The organism is Caballeronia calidae, from assembly GCF_900044055.2.
GTDB classification, from domain to species: Bacteria; Pseudomonadota; Gammaproteobacteria; order Burkholderiales; family Burkholderiaceae; genus Caballeronia; species Caballeronia calidae.
In genome coordinates this window covers 16,824-42,109 of sequence record NZ_FCOX02000046.1, presented here as the reverse complement: position 1 = coordinate 42,109, position 25,286 = coordinate 16,824, and the positions used below count along the sequence as shown (strand labels likewise).

Below are 25,286 nucleotides of genomic sequence, written 5' to 3'. Positions count from 1 at the left end.
TGCTAGGGGAGGATGGTATGCGTTTGAACGGTCGTGTCGCATTTGTAACAGGCGCGGGTGGCGGTATCGGGCAACAAATTTGTCGAAGATTCGTGGCGGAGGGTGCTTCAGTACTTGCGGCTGACCTTACCTTGGATGCGGCGCAGTCTGCGACCAACGGAACAGCAGCGTTGCCAGTGCAATGTGACGTAACCGCAGCTTCCAGTGTCTCTGCCGCTTTGGAGCGAGCGGTATGCGAATATGGCCGGGTAGATATACTTTGCAATGTTGCCGGTGGCTCAACAGCGGCCGACGGCCCGGTGACCGATGCGTCTGACGACGAATTCTGGCGGGCTATTCGTCTTGACCTTTACGGGACGTTCACGGTTTGCAAATACGGTCTGCCCCATCTCATTAGGGCGGGCGGAGGCAGTGTAATAAATATGGCGTCCATGGTGGCGCTTACACCGGTACTGGGGAAAGACTGCTACACAGCCGCTAAGGGCGGGGTCGTGGCGCTCACCCGATCAATGGCCCTTGAATTTGCGTCGCACCGAGTTAGAGTGAACGCGATCGCGCCCGGCATCACCCGCACGCCTCGAATTGAAGGATTTCTCGTTGGCAACGAGTCAATGCAACGCATTGCGGACCGACATCTTCTCGGGCTAGTAGACCCAATGGATATTGCGCATATGGCGGTCTATCTAGCGTCGGACGAGTCTCGATCCGTTACGGGTCAAGTGATGGCTGTAGATAGTGGCATAACCATGCGCTAATGCATTTAGCTTAGCAATTACAAGCTTTATGATCACCATCCGACTTCCGTTCCCATTTAGAGAACATCCATGCCTTTAGCCGAAGCACCTGGGGCGCGCCTTTCATTCGAAGCTACCGGAACCGGCACGCCGATTGTATTTGTCCACGAGACCGCTGCGGACCAACGTAGCTGGGAGCCGCAGGTCCGCTGGTTCTCGCGTTTCCACAAATGCATCACTTATAACTCGAGAGGTTACGCGCCGTCGGAGCGGTCAGCAGAGCCCGCCGACTTCCGAACACTGGCGACCGACATTGGCCACGTTATGGATGCCGCAGGCGTTGATCAAGCCTTTATTGTCGGACTCAGCATGGGCGCCTATTTTGCAATGCACTTCGGTTTAGCTCATCCAGAGCGCGTATGCGGCATGGTGCTGGCCGGCTTGGGGACGGGTTCGGACGACATCACCCAATTCAGGACTGCAACCCGGGCAGTCGCTAGGGCAGTGCGGAGCCAGGGAATAAAGGCGTTCGTCGATCAGGTGGTTGACAGCTCACATCGGGTGCAGCTCCAGAACAAAGACGTCCGCGGTTGGAACGAGTTTTTGATGCATCTGTCCGACCTTGACCCGCACGGAGCGGCTGACCTCATGGAGTTTTGCCACGCGACGCGGCCGCCGATCTACGATTTCGAGGCGATGCTGCACGGCACGAAAATTCCCACATTGATTGCGGTCGGCGACGAGGACACGCCTTGCATTCCACCTGCTTTGTTTTTGAAGCGAACGATCCCCCGCTCCGGCCTGTGGATTTGTCCAAAGACAGGGCACGCAATCAATCTCGAAGAGCCCGGACTGTTCAATAGGGCGGTGCAGGACTTCATCTATGCGGTGCAACAAGGAGCATGGACGGATCGGGATCCCCGCAGTCTTGCCAAAACTGTGGTTCGAGTTATGGAGAGATAGAACGCTAACCAGCGTTTGCGACCTTTATATCCGGCATTCATGAGGCGTCAGCCGGGACGGGTAGGCCTTGTTATCGGGCAAACTCGCCCGGAGTCATTTCCTTGAACTCCGTATGAGGGTGAGCCTTATTGTGCGGTCGCTTACCGCGACGCTTTAAGCAGACGTCTCCCCTATGAATTAGCCGAAGTGGGCGGATATCCCTATAGGATTTTTGTCAAATCGAATGACTGCAGAATGTAGTAATTAACCTAATGTAGCAATAAACGTGGGTTTGCGCGCGGTGCAAAGATCCTTAGCCTTACCGCCTCGTAGTAGATCGAAAGACACGGCAGTATGATTAGAATAACTAATAAAGTGGCGCGCTCAGAAGCTTGAAGAATCGCGCAGTGCGATCCACCTTCCAAGCTGCGTCAGAAGGCACATAACATAGCGCGGAAGCCGCGCATGGAGACAGGCATATGAAAACCATTATCTTTCTTAGCGCTTTGGCCACTGCGTCTGTGGTTTCTGCGACTTCAGTTAGCGCTGGTGAAACGATCAAGTTTGGGCTCTCGGTCCCGCTGTCTGGAGCAGGCGCTCCGTTCGGTAAAGCATCGCTATACATGTGCCAACAAGCTGCGGCGGAGATCAAGAACGCGGGTGGCATTAAGGTTAAAGGCAAAGCCTACAATGTAGAATGCATCGCCTACGACAACAAATATACAGCTGCGGAAGGTGCGAAGGTTGCCCAAACCCTGGTTAACCGTGATGGCGTCAAATACATGTGCGCCGTTGGAAGCGCACCCATCGCCGCAGCACAGTCTCTAACGGAGCGCCAAGAAGTATTGCTCTTTAGCCAAGGCTGGGCCAAAGGCTCGAAGGGGCCAAAATACCCGTTGACCTTCTCGGATATCGTAACCCCTTTCGAGGTCGGTCCGGCGATGATTAAGTTCATTACGAGCACATACCCGGCCGCCAAGACCGTTGCGATGCTTAACGTGAGCGACTCCACCGGTCGAGAATCGGAGCAGGCATTGCGTCCAATGTGGGAGAAGGCAGGACTCAGAGTAGTGACTTCCGACTTCTACGAACGCGGTACGACGGAATTTCAACCCATCGCGCAGCGTCTGGCCTCTTTGAAACCTGACGTCGTGGAATTGGGCTCAGCATTACCGCCTGACGCCGGCCAGATCTTCAAGGAGCTTTCTGTGCTTGGCTGGAAAGGGGTAAAGGTCGCAACCGCTAGCACTGCTGCCGAAGGTCTAATTGCAACAGGAGGGCCTGCGGCTGAGGGTGTATATATGGGTGCGGCACTCACGTTCGACGGTCCCAATGCCACCCCTCTACAACGTAGGTTGAACGCTGGGCAGGTTCCTGTCTCGGGCGAGTCGCTGGGTTTGGCCAGCATTCCCTGCTACGACGCTGTCCACATGCTGAAGGCTGGCGCCGAGTACGCGCAAAGCCTCGAGCCCACTGCCATCGCCGCTGTTATGCCGAAAGTTAAATTTAACAGCTTTTTCGGAGACGACATCGGTTTCGGCGGAAAAGATATCTACGGATCAAATGTCCAACCTATGCTCCCTGTCTACATTACTCAAATCGTGAACGCAAAGGTCGTCGAGCGAGCAAAGGTGCTTCCGAGGCCCTGACGATTTCCACCATTTCGAAGCGGCCCTACACGTCATGATGCCGAGCTGTAACGGCGCAGACAATGGACCACTGGGGCAACAAGTTTTCGATCGCGTCATCAAAAGGAGGCAAACATCGTGCAGACTGCTCTGCAGTTGTTAATCACAACGCTACAAATCGGCGCAGTGTACATTTTGTTTTCACTTGGGCTAACGCTTATCTTCGGTGTAATGCGCATTGTGAATTTTGTGCACGGGCACTTTTTCGCTCTGGCTGCGCTGATGATTCCAGTTCTTGTTCCAAAGATGGAAGCGTTTGGATGTGGCGTATTTGTGGCTTTTTTGTTATCTGCTGTCGTTGGGGTTGTCGCCTCTTTAGCGCTGGCAGCCATTGTGTTTCGGTTTGGAGTGTCAAAATTCCTTCGTGATATGGAAGGTGCTTTCATCCTCACCATGGGAATGGCTCTCCTTCTTGATGGTACGTTTCTAGCGTCTTTTGGTGGCAACGTGCACGCCGTGCCTCAAATCATCGAAGGCAATGTGAAAATCTTCTCTGCGGTAATCACGACTCAAAGGCTCATGCTATGTCTCGCCTCCGCGGTTATGACCGGAATATTGTTCACGGTCCTTAGATCGACGAAGCTCGGGCTCGCCTTACGCGCGGTGGCTTCTGATCGCGAAGCCGCCCTGTTGCAGGGGATTCCCTACGGACGCATCGCTTTGATTGGCTTCCTGCTAGCCGCGCTTATGGCCGCAGTGGCAGGAGTGTTGATCGCGCCGGTTACGATCGTCACGCCGTTCATCGGTTCGGATTACCTAATGAAAACGTTCGTCGCGGTGGTCGTCGGAGGACTGGGAAGTATTCCCGGTGCAATCGTCGGATCAATTCTTATTGCATTCATTGAAGCGGTCGGCGGATTTTACTTTGATGCGTCGACTGCAACCATTGCGATGTTTTTGATTGTCATTGTCGTTTTGCTTTTCAGACCGAGGGGGCTCCTTGCACACGCCTAAAATTTTTGGAGGACGGTGGATCGTAGGTGCCGTCTTAGCTATTCTGGCGACGTTCCTTTTCAGAACGCCGTACACGGCGAGTCTCGTGAACCTTATCGCGATCGCGGCCCTGACGGCCGCAAGCATGCGGTTCGTCATGCTCATAGGGGAAGTAAGTTTCGCCACGGCCGCCTTCATGGCCGTCGGCGCATATGGCGCCGGCGTGGCTACGACGATCTTTCAATGGCCGTTCATTGTAGCGATGCTTATCGGCCCGGTCATCGTCGCGCTCGTGAGCTTCCCGTTTGGCCTGGTGACACTGAGAGCGAAAGGCCCCTACTTCATGCTGATCAGCTTTGCCTTCGCAGAAGCGGTCCGGATCGGCTTATCAAAAGCCGATGTCGTCGGTGGAGTGTCCGGTATGGCGGGTATCTTCCCCCCCCGGTGGCTCGACCACTGGTTACCGACCTTTGTGGTGGCGGTTGTATTGCTGCTCCTGTTCGTGCTCTATGTTGTCGAAAAATCTGATTTCGGAAAGGTACTTGTGGCGATCCGCGATAACGAGGATATCGTCAGCACCGTCGGCCTCAACGTACTAATGTCGAAGGTTGCTTGTTTTGTCCTTGCATCTTTGTGCGCAGGGGTCGCAGGTAGTCTCCAGGCGTTCGTGAACAATGTAATCAGTCCGGGCGATTTCAGTTTCCTTCTGGCGGCTTATGGCCTCGCTTACGTCAAGATCGGCGGCGAGTCGTCCTTGTTCGGAAGCGTGGTAGGCGCGATTGTGTTGGTACTTTTAAGCAGCTTCGCCCTCGGCTTGGGAGCAGGTGAACATTTTGTCTATGGTGGTGCAATCGTACTGGCCATGTTGTTGATGCCAAAGGGACTCGTCGGGGTTTCGTGGAAGAGATGGCTCCCGGCCAGTCGGAAAAGGACTGGTAAGCGCACAAAGATCGTCACATTCTAATCCGGGAGAAACGAGCATGGCCGAAGGGAATGCAGTCTTGCTGCAGACGACTAACGTGACCCGCCGGTTCGCCGGTCTCGTGGCAGTGGCGGACCTTAATTTGACAGTATGCGAGGGAGAAATTCTCGGTCTCATCGGCCCTAATGGAGCTGGAAAGAGTACTACGTTCAACCTTATCAGTGGCTTTTTAAAGCCGTCCAGTGGCAGACTTGAAATATTCGGAAAAGATTGTACGCGCAAGTCACCCACTGAAATCAGTCGCATGGGGTTGGTACGGACCTTTCAACATGGTAGCTATATGCGAAGCATGACCGTACGGGACAATATCCTGCTGGGCACAATTCACTGGTTGTCTGGGGCATCCAGCGCTCAGCGTCAGCAACGTGTCGCAGAATCCGCAGACATACTTGGACTGACCTCTCATCTGGACAGGGTCGCTGGCTCGCTGCCGCATGGTATTCAGCGACTAGTGAGCATTGCGCTTGCGCTGGCCACTAGGCCACGCCTGCTTTGCCTTGACGAACCGTTGACCGGCCTGAACGAGACAGAGGTGGCGTCAACATTGAACGCACTGCGGACGATCCGCGAACGTTTCGGCTGCACCATCCTGCTGGTTGAGCACAACATGAAAGCAGTCATGGCCCTCTGCGACCGAATTGTTGTGCTACACCATGGTCAACAGCTCGCGACCGGCTCCCCAAGCCAGATTCGTTTGAATGAGAAGGTCATTGCTGCCTATCTGGGCTCTCGCCATGGAAAATAAAGCTCCGTCGCTAAAGGTTGAAGGCCTCAGCACCTTCTACGGAGAAGTGCCCGCCATAATGGATGTGTCGATGGAGATACGGCGAGGCGAGGTCGTTACGATGGTCGGCGCGAACGGCGCCGGGAAGTCAACCGTCATAAAAAGCGTTTCTGGCATTCTCAAGCCGAACGCCGGAAGAGTGAAACTGTTTGGGGAGGATGTAACTGGCTACAACGCGGATGCGCTCGTGAAACGAGGCCTGTCCGTTGTGCCCGAGGGACGCCGGCTCTTCAGTGAGATGACGTTGAAAGAGAATCTCGAGTTGGGCGCCTATACGCGAAGCGATCGATCGGGTGTGCGCAGAGACATGGAGCGAGTGCTCTCATTGTTTCCAGAGCTTAAGCCTCGGCTCACCACTTTGGCAGGGAAGTTCAGCGGTGGACAGCAGCAGATGGTCGCTGTCGCCCGAGCGCTGATGAGCAATCCTCGGGTCTTGTTGCTCGATGAGCCAACGATTGGACTAGCACCCGTGATTGTCGACCGGATATCTGCTCTATTGTTGGAGATTGCCAATAGCGGGGTCGACATTCTCGTAGTCGAGCAGAATGCTGAGGTGGCGCTGGAGATTGCCCACCGCGCATACGTGTTGGAGGGTGGCCGTGTCATTGCGCAAGGGGATGCGAAGACGCTTGCCCAGAGCGAGCAGATTCAAAAGGCTTACTTAGGAATCTAAAGACCTATAGCTTCGATTTTAGTTAAGCGTAGCGGTCTTTACCTGTTCGACGCGCCAGCAACAACTCCTTGGTGCCAGCATGAAAATGGAACGAGACCGACAATGGAGATTCAAATGGATGGCGCAAAATCGAAATTGATCTTGGACGATGACCGGCCGGGTCGCGTTAGGGTCGATATAAATGGCGGCGTAGGTTGGATAGAACTCGATAATGTTCGGAAGCGTAATGCGATTTCTCTCGCAATGTGGAGAACGCTAAAGAACGAGCTAGATCGCCTGCGCGACGACGACAATATTCGTTGCGTCGTCATATACGGGCGTGGTGAAAAAGCATTCTGCTCCGGCGCGGACGTGGCGGAGAAACAAGGGAACGATAAGTCCACGACAAGCGCTGACGCTGACGTAGCTTTACCTACTCTTCGGGCACTGCAGGAATTCTCGAAGCCCACCATAGCAATGATTTCCGGCTACTGTCTCGGAGCGGGCGCTGCAATCGCGCTGGCGTGTGATCTTCGTATCGTAGGGGAGAGCGCTTCCTTCGGAATTCCGGCGGCGCGACTAGGCCTGGCCTATTACTATTGCCTTGCCAAGCGCCTCACCGAAGTCGTCGGACCGTCAAAGGCGAAGGAGATTATTTTTACGGCCGACCGTTATGACGCAAACAAGGCACTGCGGATGGGACTGGTCAACGAGGTGATACGCACGAGCGAGTTGCGCGAGACAGTGGGAGAGACCGCTCTGCGCATCGCACGTAACGCGCCGCTTACGGTCCAGGCAGCAAAACAGGCGATTGAAACTGCCGTTAGCGATGCACCGATCCGCGATATCGCTCGGTGTAACGAGCGGGAGCGCGCTTGCTTGGAAAGCGAAGACTACGCAGAGGGCCGACGCGCGTTTGCGGAAAAGCGCGATCCGGTCTTTCAGGGTCGCTGAAGACAAAGAAAATGGAGGCAGTATGCCAGGTGCCTTGGACGGACTGAGAGTCATTGAGGTGGCACAGAATATCGCGGGACCTCTGTGCGCGATGAACCTTGCCGATCATGGGGCTGACGTTATCAAGGTCGAACCTCTGACGGGTGAAGGTGCGCGTAGCGTGCCGCCTATCGTAGAAGGCGAAAGCGCGGCCTTTATGATATGGAATCGCAATAAACGCAGCATCGCACTAGATCTAAAGAAGCCGTCAGATTTCGACACTCTGATGAAATTGGCCGCGGATGCCGACATCTTTTTGCAAAGCTTTCGGCCGGGCGTAGCTGCGCGTCTGGGGATGAGTTGGGAACAACTCAACGGGCGTTTTCCGCGTTTGATCTACGGATCAATCTCTGGCTATGGGCAAACGGGACCGGATGCGGCACGCGGCGGTTTTGATTTGATGGCGCAGGGCATGTCGGGCCTTATGAACATAACAGGACCGCGCGACGGTCAGCCCCATCGGTTACCGATTCCCATCTGCGATATCGCGGCCGGACTAAACCTAACCATCGGACTTCTTGCTGCTGTGGAAGCACGGCACCGCACCGGGCGTGGACAACACGTGGAGACCTCTTTGCTAGAAGCCGGCATCAGTTTGCAACTCTACGAGGCAGCACACTACTTTACCACGGGCACTAACCCGCCCCGCCTTGGACAGGCGCACCGCGGGGTGGCACCGTATCAAGTCTTTCCCTGCTCTGATGGCTATGTAACCGTCGGAGCAGGGTTGCAGCACTTTTTCGAAGCGTTCTGTCGTTTCGCGGAACTTCCTCAATTGATCGAAGACCCGAGGTTCATTGAACTGCATGATCGCGTAGCACACAATGACGAACTCGTGCGCTTGCTATCTGCCGCGACAGTGCAACATCCCGTGCACTATTGGGTGAACGGTCTTGACCAAATTGGCGTTCCATGCGCCCCCGTGCTGAACCACGATCAGTTGTTCAATCATCCGCAGGTCGTCCACCGCGGGATGGTCGAAACCGTGTCTCATCCAAAATTGGGACCGACGAAGACCTTGGGTGTATCTGTGAAACTGAGCGACACGCCTGGGAGCATACGCATGCCGGCACCAATGCTCGATCAGCATGCCGGCGAAATTCGCCAGACACTGGAGCGAACCAGAAGCAGCTAACCCATCCGCTTGTTCTCAAACGAGCGCTTCAACGTGGACCGGCCTCCTCGCTATGCAGCTCTGCGGCCGGTGTATAGGACCTTGCTTACCATGTGAGCCGTTTGCGGTTGTCGCTATCTATACACTCTAGGTGACGCGACAGCTCGCCCCATACCAAATCGGAGGAGAGTACAGATGTCGTCGCTCAACGGAATGCGAGTCCTTGATCTGACTCAATACCTATCTGGTCCATACTGCACCATGCTTCTTGGTGATTTTGGAGCGGACGTAGTCAAAGTAGAAAAGTTGCAAGGTGACGATCAGCGACGATTGAGTCCATTCGTCAACGACGAAAGCGCGCCATTCATGGCGATTAATAGGAATAAACGAAGCATTACGCTCAACCTCAAATCAGAGCAGGGGAAGTCAATCCTTTTCGAGCTTGTGCAGAAATCCGATGTGCTTGTAGAAAACTTTCGTCCAGGGATAGCCAAGTCTCTCGGAATCGACTACGAGGCAGTGAGGCAGGTTAACCCTGGAATCATCTATTGTTCAATCTCGGGTTACGGGCAAACTGGCCCATGCAGGACTAAGGGAGGCTTCGATATCCTGGCTCAGGGAATGACTGGCTTGATGGACGTCAACAGTCCATCAGGAGATCGTCCTGTCAAGATTCCGGTTTCGTTCCATGATATCGGCGCCAGTCTAACCGCCTTATATTCGATCCTCTGTGCCTATATTCACAAGCTGCAGGGTGGAGCGGGGCAATATCTCGATATTTCTTTAGTCGATTCAGGCCTGTCGCTCGTTCCAGTTGAGGCCGCCGCCTATTTCGTCAACGGGGTGGTCCCGAAGGTGGCGGGAACCCAGAACTTGTTGGCGGCCCCGTATCAAGCCTACAAGACAAGGGATGGTTACGTGGTCGTCGGGGCCAGCAATCAGAAGCTGTGGGAGAAATTCTGCAAGCAGGTGGTGGATAGGCCAACATGGATTGAAGACACACGGTTCGCCACCGTTAGCGATCGAGTCGCGCACATTGACGAACTTGAACGCATTATAGAACTCGTGTTAACGCACGAGGACACAGGTTACTGGGTCGAAAAGCTCGATGCGGCTGGAATTCCCGGCGGACCGATCAACACGTTCGACCAGGCACTCCGAGATCCTCAGGTAATCGCGCGCGACATGATAGTCGAGCTAGAGCATCCTCGTGCCGGAAAGATTAAAAATCTGGCGAGTGCAGCCAAAATGTCAGGGACCCCGGCTCAAATACGAATGCCTGCGCCAACTGTCGGTCAGCATACCGTCGACATCTTGAGCGAAATGGGATTGACAACCTCTGAGGTCGAGGCACTTAAAAGGGATAAGGTGGTGTGAGTCGATCGCACGGCAAGCGAGATCACCGAGGCGGTGGTACGGAGAGGACGATAAATCGCGCTCGGCCTTTTTCTGACGTGGCCTCTTAGCGTCTTCACGAACAACGCCGCCCAAAACGATCCTGCATTAAGTAATCCGGGCGCTGCTGGTTTGCGGCCCGGACGAGGTTGCATCTTTAATATCATTTTCATCGTAGATGTCGTGTAAATTATTATTAATTAGGATATCGAATAATGAAGAAGAGAATGCAGTTCATTTATATCGGCGCGACAGTGCTTTGCCTGTTAAGCTCGACAACTCAAGCCCAAAGCTCGGTTTCTCTCTATGGTATCCTGGACGAAGGGGTCATGTTTACCAACAACGTTGGTGGCCCGACCGGAGGAAAGCGGATTGCTCTTGATTCGCTGTCTGGAATCAATGGTAGTCGCTGGGGTTTTACGGGGAGCGAGGATCTCGGCGGCGGACTTAAGGCAGTCTTCACCATGGAGTCCGGCATTAATGTCAACAACGGTGCCGCTGGACAGGGAGGCACAGCATTTGGGCGCCAGGTGTTTGTAGGGTTGAACAGTGGACGCTACGGAAGCCTGACGTTGGGTCGGCAGTACGACATGATTTTTTATTTTCCTGAGCCCATCACCGCTGCAGGAATTGGATCGGCAATCTTTGTTCACCCAGGCGATCTTGATAATACGGGAAACACTGTTCGAGTAAACAACGCCGTGCGCTACATGAGCCCCACGCTTGGGGGGTTCTCGTTCGGGGGCGAGTACAGCGTGGGCGGCGTGCCTGGAAATACGACCGCGAATAGCGGTTATTCGCTCGGTGCCGGGTACGCAAATGGTCCGTTCAAGGTTGCGGCCGCCTTTGAATACTTCAAGAACCCTACGTCGGCCACCGCAGGCTCCGGTTTTTTTACGAATAACGCTAACGGTGCATCTGTTCTCGCCGGGAGTCTAAATAAGGGATACGTCACCGCGACAGCGTACCAGGTGGCAGTCGTAGCAGCTAGTTATGCGTTAGGACCGTTGACGCTGATGGGATCCGGTTCGAACATCCAATACGCGAATCTAGGCGTTGGGTTCGCGGATCATACAGCACGCTTCAACAACGTGGATTTTGGAGCGCAATACGCTATCAGTCCGTCGCTGTTCCTTAGCGGTGCGTACAATTACCTAATCGGGAAAGGGGTCGAGACAGCGAGTGGATCGACTGTCGGCAATCAGCACTATCACCAGGTCGCCGCCATGATCGACTACTTTCTTTCGAAGAGGACGGATGTCTATTTGGGTGCTGGTTGGCAGAAGGCCTCCGGTACGTCGTCGACAGGCGCCGCCGCCGTCGCGGCCTTTGCAAACTTGGGCGATTCTTCCAACAATCATCAGTTTCTTGTTCGCGCGGCCCTCCGGCATAAATTCTAGTAAATCGTCTGGAGGTGAAAAAGCGCTGAACGCTGCACACTGGGTTGTTTCGTGCGTCCCACGGGGCGCACCTAATAATGCGAGATCTCGAACCGACGACTGAGCATGTGAACGACTATGGGCTGTTGGACATCGTCGCCAATCGCTATGACATTGGCGCGCGGTCGGGCGACGAAGTGACTAAGGATAAGATCCCGTGCGCATTGCGCCGCATAGGACCATCGCTACGGTCGCCTCACCTGGCTAGCTGCAGTGAAGATAACGAGTGCCGACGCCTCAGGATTTGCTCCAACACGAATGCATCAACCTGCGATTTCCTACGAGGCACTCGCTGCTGCCATGGGATCGATATGAGGGGCGGCGGGAGGTGCTGAGGGGCAACTCGTCCTTATAAACTCCTACCAGATGGTCGAGGGTGCCCTTGCTGGTCTCGGGCTCGCATATGCGCCGAAAAACCTGGTTGGGGCGCACGTGGAAGCCGGGAGGCCGGGTTATGTCCTGGAAGCTTTCTGCGTTCGGGTCGCGCACGGCGTTTTGTTTTGGCAGTCTTCCAGCACTCCCTCGCTTCAGTCGGGTGATGCCTTCGGCGTTGCCGCGGGTGTCCGTGCCTTCGTTGTGAGGGGGCGGTCAGGTTTCCTTTCGATATTGGTGAATCAGATTCACCTCGGCATCCCGATTTTACTATCTTCCGGACGAGTCGCCCAGGCAATAAAGTACCGATGAACCGACATCGCGGGGGCTTGCGGCGAAGCTGGGCGGCTTTGGACGGGTTGCAGCAGCCATGAGTCAGCGCCACTAGTAGATGCGGACTGCCAGACCGGGCGATCGGCCGGCACCACGCTCCTCGTCTCGAATCGCATGGTTCCAGATGAGAACCCGTGATGAGAGCGGGTTTGGCAATGGCATGGTCGGCGGAAAAGTAACATCGCATCGTTGACGCGGTCGATCTAAAGACCGCCGTCATGCGCCATCGTCATTTTCGAGCCTGCCGCGCGCACGGCTTGATACGCACTCACTCGGACAAACGCTGGTCGTCACATCCAGCTGCGGCTGGACTCCGCGCGAGGGCGAGCCGGTCGTTGAGATTCGCGCGGGACGTGATCTGATGCCCGTCGGGGCACAAGCGCTGGCACGGTGCCATGACGCATATCGCGGTGCAGGAAGCGCTAGACGGCAAGAGCACGTCACTGATGAACTATATCTCTCGGAGAAATGAAATGAGCAGCAATATCGAAGGCAAAGTCGTCGTTATCACCGGCGCATCCAGCGGCATGGGCGAGGCGGCTGCCCGTCATCTGGCAGAGCTAGGCGCCAGCGTCGTCCTTGCGGCACGTCGTACTGACCGCATCGAGAAAGTCGCCGCCGAAATCACGAGCAAAGGCGGCAAGGCGGTGGCCGTCTCCACCGACGTGACTAGCTTGGAAGATACGCAGAAGCTCGTGGATACCGCCGTCGAAACCTTTGGCCGCATTGATGTTCTGGTCAATAACGCAGGTCTCATGCCGCTGTCGCTTGTCGAACAGGCGAAAGTGGATGAATGGAACCAGATGATTGACGTCAACCTGCGCGGCGTTCTACACGGCATGGCCGCCGCGCTGCCCTACATGAAGGAGCAGAAGTCCGGTCACATTATCAGCACCGCATCCGTGGCGGCCTACAAGATTTTCCCAAGCGCCGCGGTCTATTGCGCCACCAAATTTGCCGTTCGCGCCTTGTCGGAAGGACTGCGCCAGGAAGTGACGCCCTACAACATCCGAACGACGCTGATTTCGCCGGGCGCGGTCAAGACCGAACTGCTCGACCACATCAGCGATAAGGATGTGCAATCGGCGAACGCGGATTATGTGGGTAAGGTCGGCATCTCGCCCGAAAGCTACGCCCGCATGGTGGCCTTCGCGATCAGCCAACCCGAAGACGTGGACGTCAACGAAATCGTCTTCCGACCGACGGCACAAGAACTCTGAACTGAATTTCGGAAAGGAATTGGACAGCATGAAAATGTCGTCGTTCTTGAACGTCGCCCTGTACGTCGCAGTGTTTCATGCTGCCATCAGCAATGCGGCCCAGACGCAGGTAAGCACTGCTCCAGTTTCTGCTACTCCGCAAATCATGCGCGCAGGTAGCCAGCCCTCGGTCGTTGCTCCTGCTGACTATTTCACTGGACGAGTGCGCATCGACCCGGTTTGGCCGGCCAACGCCGACATCAATGCCGCGGGCAACCTGGTGACGTTCGAGCCGGGCGCGCGCACGGTTTGGCACACCCACCCCAAGGGACAGTACCTCATGGTCGTTTCTGGCGTAGGGCTTTATCAGGAATGGGGAAAGCCGACACGGGAGCTCCACCCTGGTGATGTGGTGTGGTGCCCACCAGGCATCAAGCACTGGCACGGTGCCACACCTACGACTGCGATGACGCACCTCGCGGTCAGCGGCACCACGGTGGGTGGCGAGAACGTCGAATGGATGGAGAAAGTCAGTGATGCGCAATAAAAGGCCCGGTAACCTTGCGGCATCGCGTGCACCCGCACGAATGGCTCGCTTGTTCGTGGCGGTCGGTTTGTGCGTGCAGTTGACGACGGGGCCGGTCGCATGGGCGCAAACTACCCCCGTAGTCGATGTCGATAGCGGCCCAGTTCGCGGCATTAACGATGCCAAGATGAAATCGTTTCTCGGCATCCCCTACGCAGCCCCGCCAGTCGGCGACTTGCGGTGGCGTCCACCTCAGGCACCCAAGCCTTGGTCGAAACCGCCAGAAGCGAGCAAGGTTACCAACGAGTGCCCGCAGAACGGCGATCTCGGAGTATTCGCAAGCGCGGGGGGAAACGAGGACTGCCTCTATCTGAATGTTTATGTGCCACGTTCGACCGGTGACCGGCGGTCATTGCCCGTGTTTGTATGGATTCATGGCGGCAACCTGACGGTTGGACGTGGAGCCGACTATGATCCGCGGAAATTGGTGGCTGATGGAAACGTGATTGTCGTCACAATCAACTATCGCCTTGGTGTGTTGGGATTCTTCTCCCATCCCAAGATCGATGGCGAAGGACATCCCTTTGCCAACTACGGTCAGATGGATCAAACCTTTGCGTTGGATTGGGTTCAGCGCAATATCCGAAAATTTGGCGGTGATCCTGATAACGTGACCATCGCCGGGGAGTCGTCGGGGGGCACGAGTGTCCTCGCGCAAATCATTTCCCCTTGGGCGGCCGGGAAGTTTCAGCACGCGATCATCATGAGTGGCGGCGCCGAGATCATCCGGCATCCTTATTTTGGTGCGACGCGCCCGGTGGACTACGCCAGAAAAATTGGATCCGGCTTCGCCAATGCCTCGGGCTGCAGCGACCAGAGCGCCGCCTGCCTTCGCGGGCTCAGCGTGGCTCAAATCCTCGCTCACCAGAAGGACTACATCGTCAACCAGACGATCATAGACGGTGACTTCATGCCCATGCAGCCCAGCGATGCGCTGCGGGACGGAAAATTCAATCACGTCACCATCGTTAATGGCACGACTAGTAATGAAGGGACGTTTTTCGCGGCTCTGCCGGAGAACTCGACGGGAAAGGCGATGACCGAAGAGGGTTACAGCGCTGGACTTGGCGCATTCTTCGGAGATAAGTCAGAGTTGGTCGCACGCGAATATCCGATTGCGGATTATCAATCCCCAAGCGAAGCCTATGCCGCCGTCGCGACGGATTATCTGTTCTCGTGTCCAGCGTTGATGATCGACAAATGGGCATCGGAAAAGACGACGGTTCACGCCTACGAGTTCAACGACAGGACAGCCCCGTCATATATTCCTCCAACGACCTATCCGCTGGGAGCCGCGCATACCTTCGAGCTTTCCTATATCTTTTCCGGCTTCCACGGCGGGAAGCTCGGTTATGCAGTCAAGCTGAACAGCTTCCAGAAGAAGCTGTCCGACGAGATGGTGCATTTCTGGACATCCGCGAGTAACACAGCGCAATGGGCGGATTGGCCGAGGTTTGAGGGGGCACAACCAAGCCTCATGCAATTCATGCTGCCTGAAAATCACAGATTGCCCGTCACCGAATTTGCGAAGCGCCACCACTGCGATTTCTGGGACTCCATTGGGATTTACTGAACCGGTCGGCGTCGTATTGCGGAACGCTTCATCGAATGATTGCAACTTCGGGCAATCACGGGGATCCTAACAACATGAAAAAAACTCTGACGTTACTTTTACTATGGATGGGTGTACTGAATGTTGCTAATGCACAGACCGTGTCTCTGCATGGACAAAATTCAAACGACGGAGTGAATGTGAGCGGGGTATCGCCTGCACTCTCTCGCTATATCAACGAATCGATTGAGAATGACTTGTGGAAGCGACCGCAGCTATCGTCGCGCGAACGAAGCATTGTTACGGTGGCGGCATTGATTGCACGGAATCAGACAATCGAGTTGCGGTCGGAAATCTTTCATGCCCTAGCCGATGGTGTGAAGCCGTCTGAAATATCGGAAATCATTACGCACTTGGCCTTCTATGCCGGGCTCGGTAATGCCAAGGCCGCAATTGCGGTAACGGCGAAGGTCTTTGCCGAGTGCAAGATCGGTGTTGACCAGCTCCCTCCCGCCTTACCACGGCTCCTGCCAATCGACGAGAAGGCTGAAGAGCGTCGCGCGGGAATTGTTGCCCGGGATGTCAGGCCGGTCTCGCCGGCTTTGGAGCACTTCACGAACGATCCACTCTTTCATGACTTATGGCTTCGCCCGGGATTGTCGCCGCGCGATCGAAGCCTGGTGACGGTTACCAGTCTTATCGCCAATGGACAGCTGGGTCAGGTGGCTTTTCATCTCAACAAGGCTATGGATGGCGGCCTCACTCGTAAACAGATCGGAGAGGTAATCGCGCAAATAGCGTTCTACGCCGGCTGGCCCAATGCCTACGGCGCGGTAGCGATTGCCGCGCAAGTCATGGATTCGAGGCCGAAGTAGCGAATCTGGATAACTCTTTAACAGAGCAAGCGCGACGGTACTCGTTTCGGCCGTTCTAGTGGCGTCCATCGGTGAGGAACAAGGGGCGCATTCGCGTCGTAGTCGTGTTTTACGAATAGGAGGATTTGAATGAAGAAGCGAGTCTTGGGGAAAAGTGGTTTGGAAGTGTCGGAATTGGGCTTCGGCTGCATGGGCCTTTCCTTCGGTTATGGCGCACCAACCGACGAACGCGAGGCGATCAAGCTAATTCGGTCAGCGCATGATATGGGTGTGACCTTCTTCGATACGGCGGAAGCCTATGGTGCTGTCAACGAGGAACTTCTGGGAAAAGCGCTCGCTGGAGTCCGAGCTGAGGTGGTTTTTGCCACGAAGTTCGGATGGAAGGATGGCGACGCGCGAACAGGCGAACTGGACAGTCGCCCCGAGCGTATCAAGCTTGTCGCCGAGCAATCGTTGAAACGCTTGAAGACGGATCGTATCGACCTGTTCTATCAACATCGCGTCGATCTCGACGTGCCAATTGAGGAGGTGGCCGGCGCGGTTAAGGATCTGATTGCAGAGGGCAAGGTCAAGCATTTTGGCTTGTCGGAAGCAGGTGCGCAGACAATTCGCCGCGCACATGCCGTGCAGCCCGTAACCGCGTTGCAAAGCGAGTATTCGCTGTTCACGCGCGAACCTGAAGTGGAAATCCTGCCGACGCTGGAAGAATTGGGTATTGGGTTCGTACCGTTTAGCCCACTGGGCAAGGGCATCCTAGCCGGCGCGGTTGATACAGGCACGACTTTCACGGATGGCGATATTCGCCGCACGCTTCCACGATTCCAGGGTGAAGCGCGCGAGGCCAATCTGCAGCTCGTCTCTGCGATTGGCGCGATCGCCACACGTAAGAGCGCAACGTCTGCGCAGGTTGCACTTGCGTGGCTACTTGCACAAAAATCGTGGATTGTGCCAATTCCAGGTACGACCAAGCTCCATCGCCTCCAAGAGAACGTGGGGGCTATCGATGTGGAAATCACTACCGACGAGATCAACGAACTCAATGCCATCTTCTCGAAAACAGCGGTTCAGGGCAATCGCTACACCGAGCAGAGCATGAAGCTTGTCGGGCGCTGATTCGATTATTGCTGAATGGTCGGAGGCGCGTGCTGAGACCAAGGAACTGGAGGAGGAACTAGGCGCCCAACTTTTTGGGCGCACTGCGCGCAGCGCTCGGTTGACCCGTGCAGGCCAACTGTTTCGAGAGCATGTGCCGTGAGTGTTGACGGAACTACAGCCGATATGCGATAGCGTGAAGGCCGCAGCTAACGGTTTCCACGGACAGTCGCGAGTCACTCTCTCGCGTGGCACTCCGCCGTCGCTGCTTCGACCTTTCTGGCCTTGTGCCGCCAAGACAAAGACAGAGGGCGGGGACGTCCCGCCCAAAACCCCACTTCTTACGTGTCTTTTCTCCATGCCGCACCTAAACGAATTGCGAGGGAGCTCGGCTAGTCGAGATCGCAGCGCGACTGTCAATCCATTGAATCAGGGGGGACGGTAACGTGGACAAGTTTGGACTGGTCGCGCGGGGCAATCCAGACCACGACGGCTAGCGTTGGGACGGTCAGGTACGGTGACGAAGATAGAGCCGCAATCCGATAAAAAAACACCAACCCGTATCCAGGTTGGTGTTTTGAGGCGTTGTCGGTATCAGAACTGGTTCATGGTGTTGTCTTTACCCGCCGCTTTCAGGGCCGCGTCGCCACTGAAATACTCCTTGTGATCGTCGCCGATGTCCGAGCCCGACATATTCTGGTGTTTGACGCACGCGATGCCCTGACGGATTTCCTTACGCTGCACGCCAGCCACATAACCCAGCATGCCCTGGTCGCCGAAGTATTCCTTCGCCAGGTTGTCGGTCGATAGTGCAGCGGTGTGGTACGTCGGCAGTGTAATCAGGTGATGGAAGATACCCGCTTCGCGCGACGCGTCGGCCTGGAACGTCCGGATCTTTTCGTCGGCGAGCACTGCCAGTTCAGTCTCGTCATATTCCACGCTCATCAGCTGCGCGCGGTCATATGCCGACACATCCTTGCCCGCGGCCTTCATTGCGTCATACACCTGCTGACGGAAATTCAGGGTCCAGTTGAACGACGGACTATTGTTGTACACCAGCTTGGCGTTCGGAATGACCTTGCGAATCTCGTTGACCATTCCGGCGATCTGCGCGATATGCGGCTTTTCGGTTTCGATCCACAGCAGGTCTGCGCCGTTTTGCAGCGAGGTGATGCAATCCAGTACGCAACGCGCTTCGCCCGTGCCGGCGCGGAACTGGAACAGGTTGCTAGGCAGGCGCTTGGGACGCAGCAGCTTGCCGTCGCGCTTGATGACGACGTCCCCGTTGCCCAGTCCATCGGCCGAAATTTCGTCGCAGTCGAGAAACGAATTGTATTGGTCGCCGAGGTCGCCCGGTGTATGGGTTACGGCGATCTGCTTAGTCAGTCCGGCGCCCAGCGAGTCGGTACGGGTCACGATGACGCCGTCGTCCACGCCCAGTTCTAGGAACGCGTAGCGGATCGCGCGGACCTTGGCCAGGAAATCCTCGTGCGGCACGGTGACCTTGCCATCTTGGTGGCCGCACTGCTTCTCATCGGACACTTGGTTTTCAATCTGGATGCAGCATGCGCCCGCTTCGATGAACTGCTTGGCCAGCAAATACGTTGCTTCGGCGTTGCCGAAACCCGCGTCGATGTCGGCGATGATCGGCACGACGTGGGTTACGTGGTTGTCGATTTTTGCCTGGATGGCGGTCTTGGCGGAGCCTTCCGCAGCGTCCAGCTGGCGGAACAGTCCGCCCAGTTCACGCGCGTCGGCCTGGCGCAGGAAGGTGTACAGCTCGCGGATCAGCGCGCTGACGGAAGTCTTTTCGTGCATCGACTGGTCCGGCAGCGGGCCGAACTCGGAGCGCAGCGCAGCCACCATCCAACCGGACAGATACAGGTAGCGGCGGTCGGTGCTGTCGAAGTGCTTCTTGATGGAAATCATCTTTTGCTGGCCGATGAAGCCGTGCCAGCAGCCCAGCGACTGGGTGTATTTGGACGGATCGGCATCGTAGGCGGCCATGTCGGCGCGCATGATCTTCGCGGTGTATTTCGCGATGTCCAACCCCGTCTTGAACCTGTTCTGGGCGCGCATGCGGGCGGCATGCTCGGGGTTAATGGCATCCCACGCGCTGCCGTGCGTCTCTTTCAAACCGTCAACTGCCTTGATGTCGTCTTGATACTGGGCCATGTATTTCTCCTAAGAGCAAAGCGCGTTTGCATGAATGGATTCAGGTGCCGCCCCGCACATCGAGCGAACTGCATGACTCAATAGTAGCGCCGCGCGGTGCAGGTCTTATATAAGACATAAGACATATTTTGTGTTTATTAATCAGAGGGATACGCAGCGTTTTTTGCGATGCAAAACAGGCTTTCAGCACGCGAGAAATCGTTGCCACGCGAAAATGCGAGTGAATTCCGCGATGCGAAACGCGCTTTCGGGTATTGGAGGAACGCACTTGGCGCCGAGGTAAGTGCATTGATTGATGCCGTAAGCGGGGCATGCCATCGCGATGGATGCTGCCCAACGGGCAAAGTGGCAATGGCGACGTCAGGCAATTCCGCGATTTGCACAGAAGACGGTAAAATTGGATTGGATCTGTGAAATCGGTGCACCAATGCAACGTCCCAATCTGGCAGAGCTTCAATCATTCGTCACAGTTGCTCGCGAACGTAGTTTCACGCGAGCCGCTGCACAACTCGGTGTTTCTCGCTCGGCGCTTAGTCATTCAATGCTCGCGCTCGAAAGCCGACTCGGCATCCGTCTGTTGAGCCGAACCACACGCAGCGTGTCGCTAACTGAGGCGGGGACGCGGTTACTCGTCGCTATCGAACCGCACCTAACGCAGATCGATACAGAACTGTCATTGCTGACTGAATTGAGGGATACACCGGCAGGGCGGGTCCGTATAAGCGCGACCGACTACGTTATCAATAACGTCCTTTGGCCCAAGCTCGCGCCGCTAGCCCGAATCTATCCCGACATTGAACTGGAACTCTCCGTGGATTACGGTCTGACAGACATAGTCGAACACCAATACGACGCGGGCGTGCGCACCGGAGATCAAGTTGCGAAAGACATGATCGCAGTCCTGTTGACAGGGGACCGCCGTCTTGCCGTAGTAGCGTCGCCTGAGTACTTGCAGGGCCGACCTATTCCTGCCGAGCCCGGAGATCTCATACAACACCGATGTCTGAATCTGCGATTGCCTACGTACGGAAGCCTAGCGCCATGGGAACTCGAAAAGGACGGCAAGATCGTTACGGTGCGGGTTGGTGGGGCTGCCGTTTTCAACAGCGTATATCCCGTTCTGCAAGCGGCAATTGATGCGGTCGGCGTGGGATTCGTCCCCCTCGACCTTGCTCAGCCGCATTTTGACTCTGGAACGCTTGTGCCTCTGCTGCCCGATTGGTGGCCGATGCTCCCGCTTTACTTGTACTATCCGCATCGTCGGCAGACGTCGTCGGCTTTCGCGGCAGTGTTAGATGCATTGAAAGCTGCAACGGACGAAGGTAGTGCTTAACGACACGCCTCCGTAGACGCCGAATTGTGCGGTTCTGAAACGGGACTGGAGGGCGCTAACGCGTGAAGTGGCTGGGCGCGGTCAGCGGATACTCCGGCAGGCATCGCACGCACATTCAGCCACGGTCGACGACACTGTGCCAGAATCCGCCGGTCCATCCGAGACCAGGGCTGCCGAAGGCCATCGCGAGATCAAAGAAAGAGGAAGTGTAGATGTCCGTCGCCATGCCAAGATTTGAAGTTATCCCGATGGTCGCGTGCGCGCCGCAACCAGCGTCAGTAGCTACCGAAATTCGAAGCGAATGATTATGCAAAACACCGCGCTCAGCTATCATCGTTTCGGCATGCCGGAGAAAGAACTGGCTCTGGAAAGCGGGGAGATCGGCGCCGTCCTGGGCCCAAAATTGCGCGCGCGTATGGCGCTTTCGCCCATTAATCCTTCCGATCTCATCCCTATTACGGGTGCTTATAGGCACAGGATTAAGCCGCCGCTTGTCGCTGGCTATGAAGGGGTCGGAGTCGCTGTAAGCGTCGAGCACGGTAGCGACCTTCGAATTGGTCAACGCATTCTCCCTTTGCTGGGACCCGGTACTTGGCAGAGTTTCGTGGACTGTGATTCCAGATGGGCGATTCCTGTACCGGACTACATAGATGACAATACGGCCGCTCGCGCTTATATCAATCCGCTTGCCGCAATGCTCATGCTTAAGCGGTGGAACCCGCTCGGCCAACGAGTGCTTATGACCGCAGCAGGATCAAGCTGTGCTCAGCTACTCGCGCAGTGGGCGTTCGCCCTTGGGGCTAAGGAGGTATCAGGGGTGTATCGATCGCGGGAGCATCGAGCTACGCTGGAACAACTCGGTGTGCGTCCCGTTGCAATTGACGATATCAGGGAACTCACACAACTTGCGGGCTACGTCGATCTCGCGTTCGATGCGATCGGAGGCGACGTTGGGAGGGTAGTCCAGAGCGGCATGCGGAAGGAAGCCGCATTCGTATCCTATGGGCTATTTTCGGGCAAACCTATTGCATCGAATCGACGCGGTCCATCTCTAGCCCGATTTCATATCCGCGATCAGTTGGAAGATTTGACGCCAGTAAGATGGCATGAGTGGTTTAACGAAATTTGGCAGCGTTTAAGATACACAAGCCTTCCTCCGACGACGTGCTTTCCACTAGCGAACTGGAAGGATGCGCTTTCACTGTACAGGCAGTCCGGCCGAAAGACCAAGCCCATACTCGTTTTATCATGATGCCACGGCGTCGTGAACGGTAGAATGGACACGCGTCGGGACGGCAAGTCGATTTACCCCTCTACTACGCAGACCCGTGCCACGTGATCACATCACGCTGGATGCGCGAGAACCAGTTTTCACTTTGTTCAGCCAGGACGAGTAGGTCGGTGTGAAGTGCAGACGTAGGTTGCGATGCGCGTTGAGGAAGGAGGCCACCCGCTACGTCTTATGGCTGCTCATGTTGTCGCTAATGACATGGATTTTTCTGCGTTTGGGCTGGCTGGCGACAACGTCGGTCAGGGACGCCACATACTGTTCGCCGTTGTGGCTCGCCGCCGTTTGCGCAGCACTTCGCCTGTCGCAGTATTGAACGCTGCTAACAGGCTGAGCGGGCCATTGCGCTTGTACTCCGCGCCGTGACTCTCGGCGCGCCGGGCGACAGCGGCAGCATCCGGTCTTTGCGGTCGAGTGCCTGAATCGCGGTCTTTTCGTCCACACAGCACACCGCACGTGCGCCGGCGGGTTCAGGTAAAGCTTGATCAAGTCGGCTGCTTCAGCCTCGAAGTCCGGGTTGTTAGAGACCGTATGCCGCTCAAGTTGTTGCGGCTTGATGCAGTGCTTGTGCAAAACACGCTGCACGGTCGAGACCGACACGTCGCCGAGTTCTGCCGTGAGTTTATAGCTGCTCCAGTGTGTCGAGCCGTCGGCGGATTTGTACTTGAGGTTGCGGTTGAGCACCCGCGCCTCAAGTTTGCCCGGCGGCTGCAACTTTGCGCGTCATACGTCCGCCGCACGTATCGTTCGACTGAGTGGGCCACAACTACCGCAAACCCTAGCAAACCCAAGCGATTGCCAAGCGGCAGCATGCGGGGCGTAGGAGCGCCGCTGGAGGAACTTACGGCGTTCGGTTACCCGAAGGGCGATAAAAGTTAGGCCAAAGGTGTTGCACCACATCGCCGTGTGCGACATACGCCCAACAACTGTCGATTTTAACCGGTCGGCCGTCCTTATCGAGTTCCGGGGCCGTGTTGATTCGGACGTCCGCTAACGTCTGGTAAGCCGTGGTGGCCATTGGCCCAAGTAACTCCATGAGATGAGTGCAACTCGATGCTCCTTTGAGGCGACTTTTCACCTCGCGGCTCCATCCCTGAATCATGCGTAGGCCAATCAGCGAGTCGAAGTTGGTCCCGCCGCTCTTGCACGCCGCATAAGGCGCAAAAGCGGTCTGTGTATCGATGGATTTCACCGTCAGGGACTGGTCGAATACTATACGAACGGTCATGTCGTGAATGGTGGCATTCGCCTTGATTACTCCTCTACCAGGACCCGGAGGTGAAAAATCGTACGCTTTACGATCCGTTACGCGACCTTCAACTTCGTATAAACCATCGCTGCGTCGGTAGCCATGCATCTCGATGGTTCGAGAATGCAGTTTTTCGCGCCTTGTGTTCGACAATCCCTCAGTACTATCGGCGTTCTTTGCTTCCAATTTGCCACCTCAAATTAGTTCCTGTCGAGACGCATTCGCGTAGCGAAATTGAATTATCCGCCGTGTCTCCACTTCCGCGCTTTGAATCGCGTCCAACCCTGATTGTAAAGCTCCGAACCCTCCTCTTTGTAGCGCCCTACTTCATCGAGCGTGCGGCTAACGTCATCGCTCATTCCATCGTTCTTCCAACGTATGCAAACGGGCGCGAATCGTCACCGGCGGATCGACGAAAGCAAAAGCGTTTCTGGTCGATTTTAAGCCCGGCTCCATACGTTTTCTCTCCCGTAGCGTTAGTTATAGGCCTGCCGATTGGACCTTGAGTCGCCGATTCAGAGCAAATCTCGCTTGACTTTGTTCGAACATTTACATAGTATTAGTTTTGTAGAACAAGGTAAAGAGGTGAGGCTTTCGGTGTAGCAAGGTGAGCCCGATGAACAGTGTGCGCAGCGCGTTCTGACGGCAGGGTGTAGGACTACGAATCGTAGTAAATTGGAGAAGCTGATGGCGTCTAACCATTACGAAGACATTCTGTACCAAGAGCAGAATGCGACTGCGACTATTACGGTCAACCGTCCGGACAAGCTGAACGCGTATCGGACGCGGACCTATGATGAAGTGATTGATGCGCTCCACACGGCCGGGTTCAACAAATCCATCGCATCAATTGTGCTAACCGGGGCAGGAGATCGAGCGTTTGGCGTGGGGGGCGATACGTCAGAGAAGAAATCCGAGCGCAAGGGCGGCCGAGGTGTGGTAGGCGTCTCGGTCGAGCTGCTTCAATCAGCGATTCGCGAGGTTCCGAAGCCAGTCATAGCGAAAGTTCGCGGCTATGCGATCGGTGGCGGGAATGTCATCGCGACGATTTGCGACCTGACGATCGCGGCGAGAAGCGCTGTCTTCGGCCAAGTGGGACCGACCATGGGATCGGTGGACCCGGGTTTCGGAACGGCATACCTTGCGCGCATCGTCGGCGAAAAGCGTGCCCGCGAGATTTGGTATTTGTGCAAAAGGTACACCGCAGACGAAGCATGTGCGATGGGCTTGGTCAATAAGGTTGTCGATGACGAGCTCCTAGACGAGGAAGTCGACAGTTGGTGTGCTCAACTTGCGCAACGGAGCCCGACAGCGATTGCGATCGCCAAGCGCTCGTTTAATGCCGATTCGGAGAACATCAAGGGTATTGGTGCACTTGGCTATCAGGCATTGGCGCTGTTCTATGGCACCGACGAGTCCAAAGAGGGCGTAAACGCCCGTCGGGAGAAGCGTCCTCCGCGCTTCTACGAGGTAGACAGCGTAGAAGAAAAGGCTTGATGTAGGTTTAAGTCGTCTGAAGCAGACGACCGGCGGAGCTCCGGCGCGACAGGTCGCGCCGGAGCAATCAATACGAGTG

23 protein-coding genes and 2 pseudogenes are annotated in these 25,286 nt (G+C 55.9%); 21 read left to right on the top strand and 4 right to left on the bottom strand.

The genetic code is table 11. The annotated features are described in order from the left end of the window. Positions 1-17: 17 nt before the first annotated feature. From AWB78_RS30500 to AWB78_RS50150, 18 genes and pseudogenes are all read left to right on the top strand, one after another. Positions 18-755, top strand: coding sequence for an SDR family NAD(P)-dependent oxidoreductase (locus tag AWB78_RS30500; protein ID WP_062610366.1), 738 nt, complete (start codon positions 18-20; stop codon positions 753-755). 69 nt (positions 756-824) lie between these two features. Further along, positions 825-1,697: an alpha/beta fold hydrolase gene (locus AWB78_RS30495; protein WP_063959050.1), complete on the top strand. Its 873-nt coding sequence runs from the start codon at positions 825-827 to the stop codon at positions 1,695-1,697. Between the two features lie 458 nt (positions 1,698-2,155). Beyond that, entirely contained in the window at positions 2,156-3,325 is a 1,170-nt protein-coding gene (locus tag AWB78_RS30490; RefSeq protein WP_062610348.1) for an ABC transporter substrate-binding protein, read from the top strand. Between the two features lie 117 nt (positions 3,326-3,442). Beyond that, positions 3,443-4,318, top strand: coding sequence for a branched-chain amino acid ABC transporter permease (locus AWB78_RS30485; protein ID WP_062610347.1), 876 nt, complete (start codon positions 3,443-3,445; stop codon positions 4,316-4,318). Positions 4,319-4,403: 85 nt separating this feature from the next. After that, positions 4,404-5,261 (top strand): branched-chain amino acid ABC transporter permease, encoded by an 858-nt coding sequence (locus AWB78_RS30480; RefSeq protein ID WP_157697674.1) that lies wholly within the window; start codon positions 4,404-4,406, stop codon positions 5,259-5,261. Positions 5,262-5,277: 16 nt separating this feature from the next. Continuing rightward, entirely contained in the window at positions 5,278-6,024 is a 747-nt protein-coding gene (locus tag AWB78_RS30475) for an ABC transporter ATP-binding protein (protein ID WP_062610345.1), read from the top strand. Further along, on the top strand, positions 6,014-6,736 hold the full coding sequence (locus AWB78_RS30470) for an ABC transporter ATP-binding protein (protein WP_062610344.1): 723 nt from the start codon (positions 6,014-6,016) through the stop codon (positions 6,734-6,736). Before AWB78_RS30475 ends, AWB78_RS30470 begins: the two co-directional genes overlap by 11 nt. Before the next feature lie 102 nt (positions 6,737-6,838). Then, positions 6,839-7,669, top strand: coding sequence for an enoyl-CoA hydratase (locus AWB78_RS30465; RefSeq protein ID WP_062610342.1), 831 nt, complete (start codon positions 6,839-6,841; stop codon positions 7,667-7,669). A gap of 22 nt (positions 7,670-7,691) precedes the next feature. Next, positions 7,692-8,843: a CaiB/BaiF CoA transferase family protein gene (locus tag AWB78_RS30460; protein ID WP_062610340.1), complete on the top strand. Its 1,152-nt coding sequence runs from the start codon at positions 7,692-7,694 to the stop codon at positions 8,841-8,843. A gap of 174 nt (positions 8,844-9,017) precedes the next feature. Further along, positions 9,018-10,199 carry a CaiB/BaiF CoA transferase family protein gene (locus AWB78_RS30455; RefSeq protein WP_062610338.1) on the top strand — a complete coding sequence of 394 codons (1,182 nt, stop codon included), beginning with the start codon at positions 9,018-9,020 and terminating at the stop codon, positions 10,197-10,199. A gap of 233 nt (positions 10,200-10,432) precedes the next feature. Next, positions 10,433-11,617 carry a porin gene (locus AWB78_RS30450; RefSeq protein WP_062610335.1) on the top strand — a complete coding sequence of 395 codons (1,185 nt, stop codon included), beginning with the start codon at positions 10,433-10,435 and terminating at the stop codon, positions 11,615-11,617. A 969-nt stretch (positions 11,618-12,586) separates the two neighbouring features. After that, positions 12,587-12,843, top strand: a pseudogene (locus AWB78_RS48585) (cupin domain-containing protein); the annotation flags it as partial. Then, positions 12,835-13,581, top strand: coding sequence for an SDR family oxidoreductase (locus AWB78_RS30445; RefSeq protein ID WP_062610365.1), 747 nt, complete (start codon positions 12,835-12,837; stop codon positions 13,579-13,581). The pseudogene AWB78_RS48585 and the gene AWB78_RS30445, both read left to right, overlap by 9 nt. A 28-nt stretch (positions 13,582-13,609) precedes the next feature. Then, positions 13,610-14,107 (top strand): (R)-mandelonitrile lyase, encoded by a 498-nt coding sequence (locus AWB78_RS30440; protein ID WP_062610333.1) that lies wholly within the window; start codon positions 13,610-13,612, stop codon positions 14,105-14,107. Continuing rightward, the gene (locus AWB78_RS30435) at positions 14,097-15,719 is read left to right on the top strand and encodes a carboxylesterase/lipase family protein (RefSeq protein ID WP_082883475.1); all 1,623 of its coding nucleotides are present in this window, start codon (positions 14,097-14,099) and stop codon (positions 15,717-15,719) included. The genes AWB78_RS30440 and AWB78_RS30435 overlap by 11 nt, the downstream gene beginning before the upstream one ends. 74 nt (positions 15,720-15,793) lie before the next feature. Next, positions 15,794-16,573 carry a carboxymuconolactone decarboxylase family protein gene (locus tag AWB78_RS30430; protein WP_074173572.1) on the top strand — a complete coding sequence of 260 codons (780 nt, stop codon included), beginning with the start codon at positions 15,794-15,796 and terminating at the stop codon, positions 16,571-16,573. A gap of 129 nt (positions 16,574-16,702) precedes the next feature. Beyond that, positions 16,703-17,686 carry an aldo/keto reductase gene (locus AWB78_RS30425; protein WP_062610329.1) on the top strand — a complete coding sequence of 328 codons (984 nt, stop codon included), beginning with the start codon at positions 16,703-16,705 and terminating at the stop codon, positions 17,684-17,686. Beyond that, on the top strand, positions 17,673-17,828 hold the full coding sequence (locus AWB78_RS50150) for a LysR family transcriptional regulator (RefSeq protein ID WP_445344267.1): 156 nt from the start codon (positions 17,673-17,675) through the stop codon (positions 17,826-17,828). Before AWB78_RS30425 ends, AWB78_RS50150 begins: the two co-directional genes overlap by 14 nt. Positions 17,829-18,259: 431 nt before the next feature. On the opposite strand, the gene AWB78_RS30420 is transcribed toward AWB78_RS50150, so the two are convergent. Continuing rightward, positions 18,260-19,840, bottom strand: coding sequence for an isocitrate lyase (locus tag AWB78_RS30420; RefSeq protein WP_062610327.1), 1,581 nt, complete (start codon positions 19,838-19,840; stop codon positions 18,260-18,262). Between the two features lie 322 nt (positions 19,841-20,162). Here AWB78_RS30420 and AWB78_RS30415 point away from each other — a divergent pair, with 322 nt between their 5' ends. After that, positions 20,163-21,173, top strand: a complete 1,011-nt coding sequence (locus AWB78_RS30415; protein WP_332460121.1) for a LysR family transcriptional regulator — start codon at positions 20,163-20,165, stop codon at positions 21,171-21,173. 115 nt (positions 21,174-21,288) lie between these two features. On the opposite strand, the gene AWB78_RS46865 is transcribed toward AWB78_RS30415, so the two are convergent. Next, positions 21,289-21,735, bottom strand: coding sequence for a hypothetical protein (locus tag AWB78_RS46865; RefSeq protein ID WP_157697672.1), 447 nt, complete (start codon positions 21,733-21,735; stop codon positions 21,289-21,291). Between AWB78_RS46865 and AWB78_RS49865 the strand changes: the two genes are divergently transcribed. After that, positions 21,622-22,425: a zinc-dependent alcohol dehydrogenase family protein gene (locus AWB78_RS49865; RefSeq protein WP_374729498.1), complete on the top strand. Its 804-nt coding sequence runs from the start codon at positions 21,622-21,624 to the stop codon at positions 22,423-22,425. The two genes, AWB78_RS46865 and AWB78_RS49865, sit on opposite strands and share 114 nt — an antisense overlap. Before the next feature lie 82 nt (positions 22,426-22,507). Here AWB78_RS49865 and AWB78_RS30405 read toward each other — a convergent pair. Then, positions 22,508-23,184: pseudogene (locus tag AWB78_RS30405) on the bottom strand (IS630 family transposase); the annotation flags it as partial. Between the two features lie 118 nt (positions 23,185-23,302). Continuing rightward, positions 23,303-23,896 (bottom strand): DUF2889 domain-containing protein, encoded by a 594-nt coding sequence (locus tag AWB78_RS30400; RefSeq protein ID WP_062610321.1) that lies wholly within the window; start codon positions 23,894-23,896, stop codon positions 23,303-23,305. A gap of 501 nt (positions 23,897-24,397) precedes the next feature. Here AWB78_RS30400 and AWB78_RS30395 point away from each other — a divergent pair. Continuing rightward, complete coding sequence (locus AWB78_RS30395) at positions 24,398-25,207, top strand: enoyl-CoA hydratase-related protein (protein WP_062610363.1); 810 nt, start codon at positions 24,398-24,400, stop codon at positions 25,205-25,207. Positions 25,208-25,286 lie beyond the last annotated feature (79 nt).

Coding starts and splice junctions, on each gene's coding strand:
- AWB78_RS30500 (WP_062610366.1), top strand. CDS start 18: ATGCGTTTGAACGGTCGTGTCGCATTTGTAACAGGCGCGGGTGGCGGT.
- AWB78_RS30495 (WP_063959050.1), top strand. CDS start 825: ATGCCTTTAGCCGAAGCACCTGGGGCGCGCCTTTCATTCGAAGCTACC.
- AWB78_RS30490 (WP_062610348.1), top strand. CDS start 2,156: ATGAAAACCATTATCTTTCTTAGCGCTTTGGCCACTGCGTCTGTGGTT.
- AWB78_RS30475 (WP_062610345.1), top strand. CDS start 5,278: ATGGCCGAAGGGAATGCAGTCTTGCTGCAGACGACTAACGTGACCCGC.
- AWB78_RS30470 (WP_062610344.1), top strand. CDS start 6,014: ATGGAAAATAAAGCTCCGTCGCTAAAGGTTGAAGGCCTCAGCACCTTC.
- AWB78_RS30465 (WP_062610342.1), top strand. CDS start 6,839: ATGGAGATTCAAATGGATGGCGCAAAATCGAAATTGATCTTGGACGAT.
- AWB78_RS30460 (WP_062610340.1), top strand. CDS start 7,692: ATGCCAGGTGCCTTGGACGGACTGAGAGTCATTGAGGTGGCACAGAAT.
- AWB78_RS30455 (WP_062610338.1), top strand. CDS start 9,018: ATGTCGTCGCTCAACGGAATGCGAGTCCTTGATCTGACTCAATACCTA.
- AWB78_RS30450 (WP_062610335.1), top strand. CDS start 10,433: ATGAAGAAGAGAATGCAGTTCATTTATATCGGCGCGACAGTGCTTTGC.
- AWB78_RS30445 (WP_062610365.1), top strand. CDS start 12,835: ATGAGCAGCAATATCGAAGGCAAAGTCGTCGTTATCACCGGCGCATCC.
- AWB78_RS30440 (WP_062610333.1), top strand. CDS start 13,610: ATGAAAATGTCGTCGTTCTTGAACGTCGCCCTGTACGTCGCAGTGTTT.
- AWB78_RS30435 (WP_082883475.1), top strand. CDS start 14,097: ATGCGCAATAAAAGGCCCGGTAACCTTGCGGCATCGCGTGCACCCGCA.
- AWB78_RS30430 (WP_074173572.1), top strand. CDS start 15,794: ATGAAAAAAACTCTGACGTTACTTTTACTATGGATGGGTGTACTGAAT.
- AWB78_RS30425 (WP_062610329.1), top strand. CDS start 16,703: ATGAAGAAGCGAGTCTTGGGGAAAAGTGGTTTGGAAGTGTCGGAATTG.
- AWB78_RS30420 (WP_062610327.1), bottom strand. CDS start 19,840: ATGGCCCAGTATCAAGACGACATCAAGGCAGTTGACGGTTTGAAAGAG.
- AWB78_RS30415 (WP_332460121.1), top strand. CDS start 20,163: ATGGATGCTGCCCAACGGGCAAAGTGGCAATGGCGACGTCAGGCAATT.
- AWB78_RS30395 (WP_062610363.1), top strand. CDS start 24,398: ATGGCGTCTAACCATTACGAAGACATTCTGTACCAAGAGCAGAATGCG.